The following is a 5,851-nucleotide window of genomic DNA, read 5'->3' as shown; positions in this document are numbered from 1 at the left end:
ATTTAATAAAACAGACATATAAAATTCTTTTGTTTCAGATTCACCTGGATAATATACATCTTCAGCAATTAAAACTTTATGAACTCTTTTTCCTGTTGGAGGTGTTTGAGGCGTAATTAAATCCATACCAATAATTTGACCCGCTATTTCTTTAACTTGGTCTAAATTTTTAGCTAATTTAACTCCACCACCTTTTCCACGACCACCTGCGTGAATTTGAGCTTTTATTACATGCCAACCTGTTCCGGTTTCAGCAGTTAATTGTTTTGCTTTTTCTACAGCTTCTTCTGCATTATTGGCCACATGACCACGTTGTATGCGCACGCCATAGCTTGCTAATATTTCTTTACCTTGATATTCGTGTACGTTCATAATTGTGTATGAGTTAATCTTGTTTAAAGTGCGACAAAAATAATAAAGTAATTGGTAATTGACTAATTTTATTCTGATTTTTAAAATTAAATTTGATAATTTAGTATAGCTATTGTTATATATGTAACATTTTGTTATTTAAATATTTTATTTGTGTAATAATTTTAGTTTGGAAATTATCTAAACTACTTTTACAAAAAAAATAAAAATGCAAAATACAGAATTAGTACAAGTAGCACAAGAATTTGGATGTCCATTATATGTGTACGATGCCGAAAAAATTATAACGCAATATAATCGATTAACAAAAGCTTTTCATAAGATAGAAAATTTTAAAATTCATTATGCAGTAAAAGCACTTTCAAATGTTTCAGTATTAAAATTATTGAAAAATGAAGGCTGTGGATTAGACACAGTTTCTATTGAAGAAGTGTTGCTTGGTCTTCATGCAGGATTTAAACCAAACGAAATTATGTATACCCCAAATGGCGTTTCTTTTGAAGAAATTGAAAAAGTAGCCGAAATGGGTGTGCAAATAAATATTGATAATCTTTCGATATTAGAACATTTTGGTGCTAAGCATCCTAACATTCCAGTATGTATTCGAGTAAATCCGCATGTTATGGCTGGAGGAAATGCAAATATTTCTGTTGGACATATTGATAGTAAATTTGGTATTTCGATTCATCAATTGCCTCATATTGTTCGAATTGTAGAAAATACAAAAATGCACATCAATGGTATACATATGCATACAGGATCTGACATTTTGGATGTGGAAGTATTTTTGTATGCTGCTGAAATTTTATTTGAAACTGCAAAACAATTTAAAAATCTTGATTTTATTGATTTTGGAAGCGGCTTTAAAGTGCCATATAAAAAAGGTGATATTGAAACGGATATTGAAGAATTTGGAAGAAAATTAAGCAAGCGCTTCCTTGCCTTTGAAAAAGAATATGGCAGAAATTTAACTTTAGTATTTGAACCTGGCAAATTTTTAGTTAGCGAAGCAGGAGTTTTTTTAGCGAAAGTAAATGTTGTAAAACAAACCACTTCAACAGTTTTTGCTGGTGTTGATACCGGTTTTAATCATTTAATTCGACCGATGCTTTATGGAGCAGAACATCACATAGAAAACATATCAAATGCAAAAGGAAAAGAACGTTATTATTCTGTGGTAGGCTATATTTGTGAAACCGATACTTTTGCAACAAACAGAAGAATTTCTGAAATTCATGAAGGTGATATTTTAAGTTTTAAAAATGCAGGCGCATATTGTTTTTCAATGGCTTCTAATTACAATTCAAGAGTAAAACCTGCTGAAGTATTATGGAAAAACGGCACAGCTCATTTGATTAGACAACGAGAAACTTTTGAAGATATTTTAAGAAATCAAGTTGAAATTGAAATGTAGAAAACATAAAAAAAGCACTGATATTTTCAGTGCTTTTTTTGATTACCTATTTAAGACTTCTTCTAAAACTTCAGATTGCGTACCATTCGGCATGGTTATTTTTAATTTTTGAGCTAAAGTTGGCGCTATTTGCGTAATTGTTTTTTTATTGAACGATTCTCCTTTTTTGATTTTCCATCCATAAAACAGACAAGGCACGTGTGTGTCATAAGAATATGGTGAACCATGTGTTGTTCCAGTCGAAGAGTATTCCATAAAACCAGGCTTAAATAACAAGACTAATTCCCCGTTTTGTTTTGGATCGTAACCATTTGAAATAATTTGTAACAATTGATTATTTGAACTTGAATTTTGAATTTCTTCTTCTGTAAAAACATTACTAATAAAGTTTTGCGATAGTAAAAACGCTTTGAATTTTTGTTTTACTATATTTAAATCCAATCCTTTTTGATTTACTTTTTCTTTATTAATAAAAATATTGAAATTTGAATAATCTAATAACAAATTTTCGCCAAATGTTTTTTGAGAAAAATCGATTATACTTTGTTGTATGTTTTTACTATTTAAACTTTCTACCTCGTATTTATTGTCTTTTAAATACGTAGCATTTTCAGCACCCGCATGATCTGCTGTTAAGAAAACTAAATAGTTTCCTTTGCCTACTTTTTCATCTAAATAAGCTAAAAAATCAGCTATTGTTTCATCTAAACGCAAATACGTATCTTGTAATTCAATAGAACGTGGACCTAAAACATGACCCACATAATCAGTAGATGAAAAACTCATCGTAAGAAAATCGGTAATATCATCTGCACCCATTTTTTCATTCTCGATGGCTCTTTTTGCAAAATCTGCAATTAAATTATTGCCGTATGGTGTAGTTCTTAATACTCCGGCATCATTATTTGTAAACATTTCTTTCGTATCGTATGGAAAAAAAGGCGTTTTCTTAAATAATTTTCCTTCGTATGGATTGTTATCGTTTAAACTTTCGTTGTAAATTTCTTTTGGTTTTAATAAATCCCAACCTTTTTCAATATATTTAATGTAGTTCTTTTCCTCATTAAATTGAATAGTCCAATCTGGTAATTTATTTCCGTAAAAAGAACTCGAGATAAAATTTCCTGTTTTAGTATACCAAAATGCCCAATCTGCAAAATGCCCTGCTGGCAAAATAGCTCCTCTATCTTTAATACTGATTCCAATTACTTTACTTTTAAAATTAGTAGCTAATTTCAATTCATCTGTAATTGTTGTGCTAAAAAGATTTTTTGGCGACATTTTTCCTTCAGATTCTGTTCCTTCAACTAAAGTAGTAACTGAAGCATCATCAGTACAATACATTTCTTTGCCAGTAGCTTTATTAAACCAATCGTTACCTACAATTCCGTTTACATTTGGAAATGCGCCAGTAAAAATTGCTGCATGTCCTGGAGCTGTATATGTTGGCATGTAATTGTAATGCATGTTATGAAAGGTGAATCCTTTTTCCATTAATTTTTTAAAACCATTATTAGAAAAATCATTTGAAAAACGATACAGGTACTCCATTTTCATTTGATCTACCACAATTCCCACCACTAATTTTGGCTTATCTTGCGCGTTTAAAACAAGACTGAATAAAATTAAAAATAAATATATATACTTTTTCATGAAATAAATTTTTAACAAATATATGTAAAAATTGATAAAATATTTTTCAGAACAAAAAAATATGACTAAATTTGTCATGACTTTAAAAGTAAAATTATGAAAAATATATTAAGAAACGCCAGACTAAAAAATCAATTACGAACAATTGATGTTGCAATAGCGCTTGATATTGATCAATCTTTAATCAGTAAATATGAAAATGGGGCAAGAAAACCAACTAAAGAACAATTACTAAAATTGTCAGAAATTTTACAATTAAATTACGAAGACTTATTAATTACATGGCTTAAAGAACGAATTTATGACGAAATTGGTCAAGATGAATATGTTTTAAAAGCTATGATGATTGCTGAAGAAGAAATTAGATATTATGCATCATTTAAAAGACAGAAATTATCTGACGATTTAGAAAATATTCTTTTAAAAATAGATGAACTAAAAAAAGAATTAGATAGATACAGAGATAACGATAGTTTTAGAATTACTCAAGCATTAGAATTAGAATATACATTTGAAAGTAATAAAATTGAGGGCAATACTTTAACCTTACAAGAAACAGATTTCATAATTAACGAAGGGCTTACTATTTCTGGAAAAAGTATGCGCGAACATTTAGAAGTTTTAAATCATAATGAAGCTATTGATTACATAAAAGATTTGGTTCAAAACGAAATTTCAATTTCTGAAAGACAAGTTCTGTCTATTCATAATTTAATACTAAGAGGTATTTATCCAGAAGATGCTGGGAAATATAGAAAAGTACAAGTAATGATAAAAGGTAGTAAACATATGCCACCACAACCTTTTTTGGTTGCAAAAGAAATGGAAGAGCTCTATTTATGGTACTTTGAAAATAAAAAAAAATTGCACCCAGTAATTTTAGCTGCGGAAATGCATGAAAGATTGGTTTGTATTCATCCTTTTATTGATGGAAATGGAAGAACATCGCGCTTGTTAATGAATTTAATTTTACTTCAAAATGGTTATGTTATAGCTAATATTAAAGGAGAATTAACTTCCAGAATGAAATATTATAATGCTTTAGAAAGTTGTCATGCAGAAAAAAATAAAGAAAACTTTTTATTATTTATTGCACAAACGGAACTTGATTGTTTAGAACGCTATATTTCAATTTTAAAACCGTCAAATTAATTTGCGGTTTTAATTTTTATTTTCTAATAAGGGTACAAATTTAAAATCTCCATATTCTGTTTTTTCAAATTGCGTTTCGTTTTTTCGTATCAAAAGGGTCATAATTTGTTCTGTTTCTCCAACAGGAATCACTAACCTACCACCTATTTTTAATTGCGACATTAGTGCTTGTGGAATTGATGGTGCACCAGCCGTTACAATAATACTATCAAAAGGAGCTTCTTTTTCTAAACCAATATAACCATCGCCAAAAACAAATAATTTTGGTCTAAAACCTAAAGTTGGTAATAATCTTGATGTTTTTTTAAATAATTCATTTTGTCTTTCAATCGAATATACTTTTGCACCTAAAGTTACTAAAACGGCTGTTTGATAGCCACTACCTGTACCGATTTCTAAAATTTTATGATCTTTTTCTATTTGTAGTAATTCACTCTGAAATGCTACAGTATAAGGTTGAGAAATAGTTTGTCCTGCCCCTATCGGAAATGCTTTATCTTGATAGGCAAAATTTTCAAAACTGGAATCTAAAAATAAATGACGCGGTATTTTGCTGATAGCTGCCAAAACATTTTTATCTGTAATTCCTTTTTCTTCTAACTGTTTTACGAGTTGATTTCTAAGCCCTTGATGTTTGTTTGTATCTTTCAATTTTTGAAGTAAATTATTGATGTAAAATTAGATGGAATTTTCTCAAAAAACAAGAAAATTAAATACCAAAATCTAAAACACAAATTACAATCTGAAAATTAAATTGTTAAGAAAAAATTGAAATCTGAAAATGTTGGAATTTGGAATTTTAAAATCTTGTAAATTCTTATTTTATTACTATTTTTGATAAAATTTATTTTTATGTTAAAAGTCGGAGTTTTAGGTGCAGGTCACTTAGGAAAAATACATTTACGATTATTAAATCAGTCAGAAAAATACGAATTAGTTGGCTTTTTTGATCCTTTTGAGGAAAACGCAAATAAAGTTGCTGCAGAATTCGGTTATAAAAAATTTGATTCTATAGAAAGTTTAATTGCCGCAGTTGATGTGGTAGATATTGTTACTCCAACGATTCAACATTTCGAATGTGCTAAAATGGTTATCGAAGCTGGAAAACATATTTTTATAGAAAAACCAATCGCTACAACAGTTTCTGAAGCAGAAGAAATTGTGGCTTTGGCAAATAAATATAACGTTAAAGGTCAAGTTGGACACGTTGAACGTTTCAATCCTGCTTTTACTGCTGTTAAAGATATGATTGATAAACCT

Annotated in this window: 6 protein-coding genes; 3 read left to right on the top strand and 3 right to left on the bottom strand. The window is 29.2% G+C overall.

Annotated features, from left to right (window positions below; genetic code table 11):
* Positions 1–372: ATP-grasp domain-containing protein (locus ABWO04_RS09455; protein ID WP_353079479.1), on the bottom strand; the 372-nt coding region annotated here is incomplete at its 3' end.
* 208 nt (positions 373–580) lie between these two features.
* Between ABWO04_RS09455 and lysA the strand changes: the two genes are divergently transcribed.
* Positions 581–1,786 (top strand): diaminopimelate decarboxylase, encoded by a 1,206-nt coding sequence (gene lysA, locus ABWO04_RS09450; protein ID WP_353079478.1) that lies wholly within the window; start codon positions 581–583, stop codon positions 1,784–1,786.
* Between the two features lie 42 nt (positions 1,787–1,828).
* Here the strand turns inward: lysA and pafA are convergent, their stop codons facing one another.
* Entirely contained in the window at positions 1,829–3,439 is a 1,611-nt protein-coding gene (gene pafA, locus ABWO04_RS09445) for an alkaline phosphatase PafA (RefSeq protein ID WP_353079477.1), read from the bottom strand.
* 96 nt (positions 3,440–3,535) lie between these two features.
* Between pafA and ABWO04_RS09440 the strand changes: the two genes are divergently transcribed.
* Complete coding sequence (locus ABWO04_RS09440; protein ID WP_353079475.1) at positions 3,536–4,591, top strand: Fic family protein; 1,056 nt, start codon at positions 3,536–3,538, stop codon at positions 4,589–4,591.
* 9 nt (positions 4,592–4,600) lie between these two features.
* On the opposite strand, the gene ABWO04_RS09435 is transcribed toward ABWO04_RS09440, so the two are convergent.
* A complete protein-coding gene (locus ABWO04_RS09435; protein WP_353079473.1) occupies positions 4,601–5,242 on the bottom strand; it encodes a protein-L-isoaspartate(D-aspartate) O-methyltransferase in 642 nt (213 codons plus the stop codon).
* 201 nt (positions 5,243–5,443) lie between these two features.
* Here ABWO04_RS09435 and ABWO04_RS09430 point away from each other — a divergent pair.
* Positions 5,444–5,851, top strand: a 408-nt coding sequence (locus tag ABWO04_RS09430) for a Gfo/Idh/MocA family protein (protein ID WP_353079471.1), incomplete at its 3' end; no start/stop codon positions are given.

The organism is Flavobacterium sp., from assembly GCF_040382755.1.
Classification (GTDB): Bacteria; Bacteroidota; Bacteroidia; order Flavobacteriales; family Flavobacteriaceae; genus Flavobacterium.
This window is presented reverse-complemented; position numbering and strand designations above follow the sequence as displayed.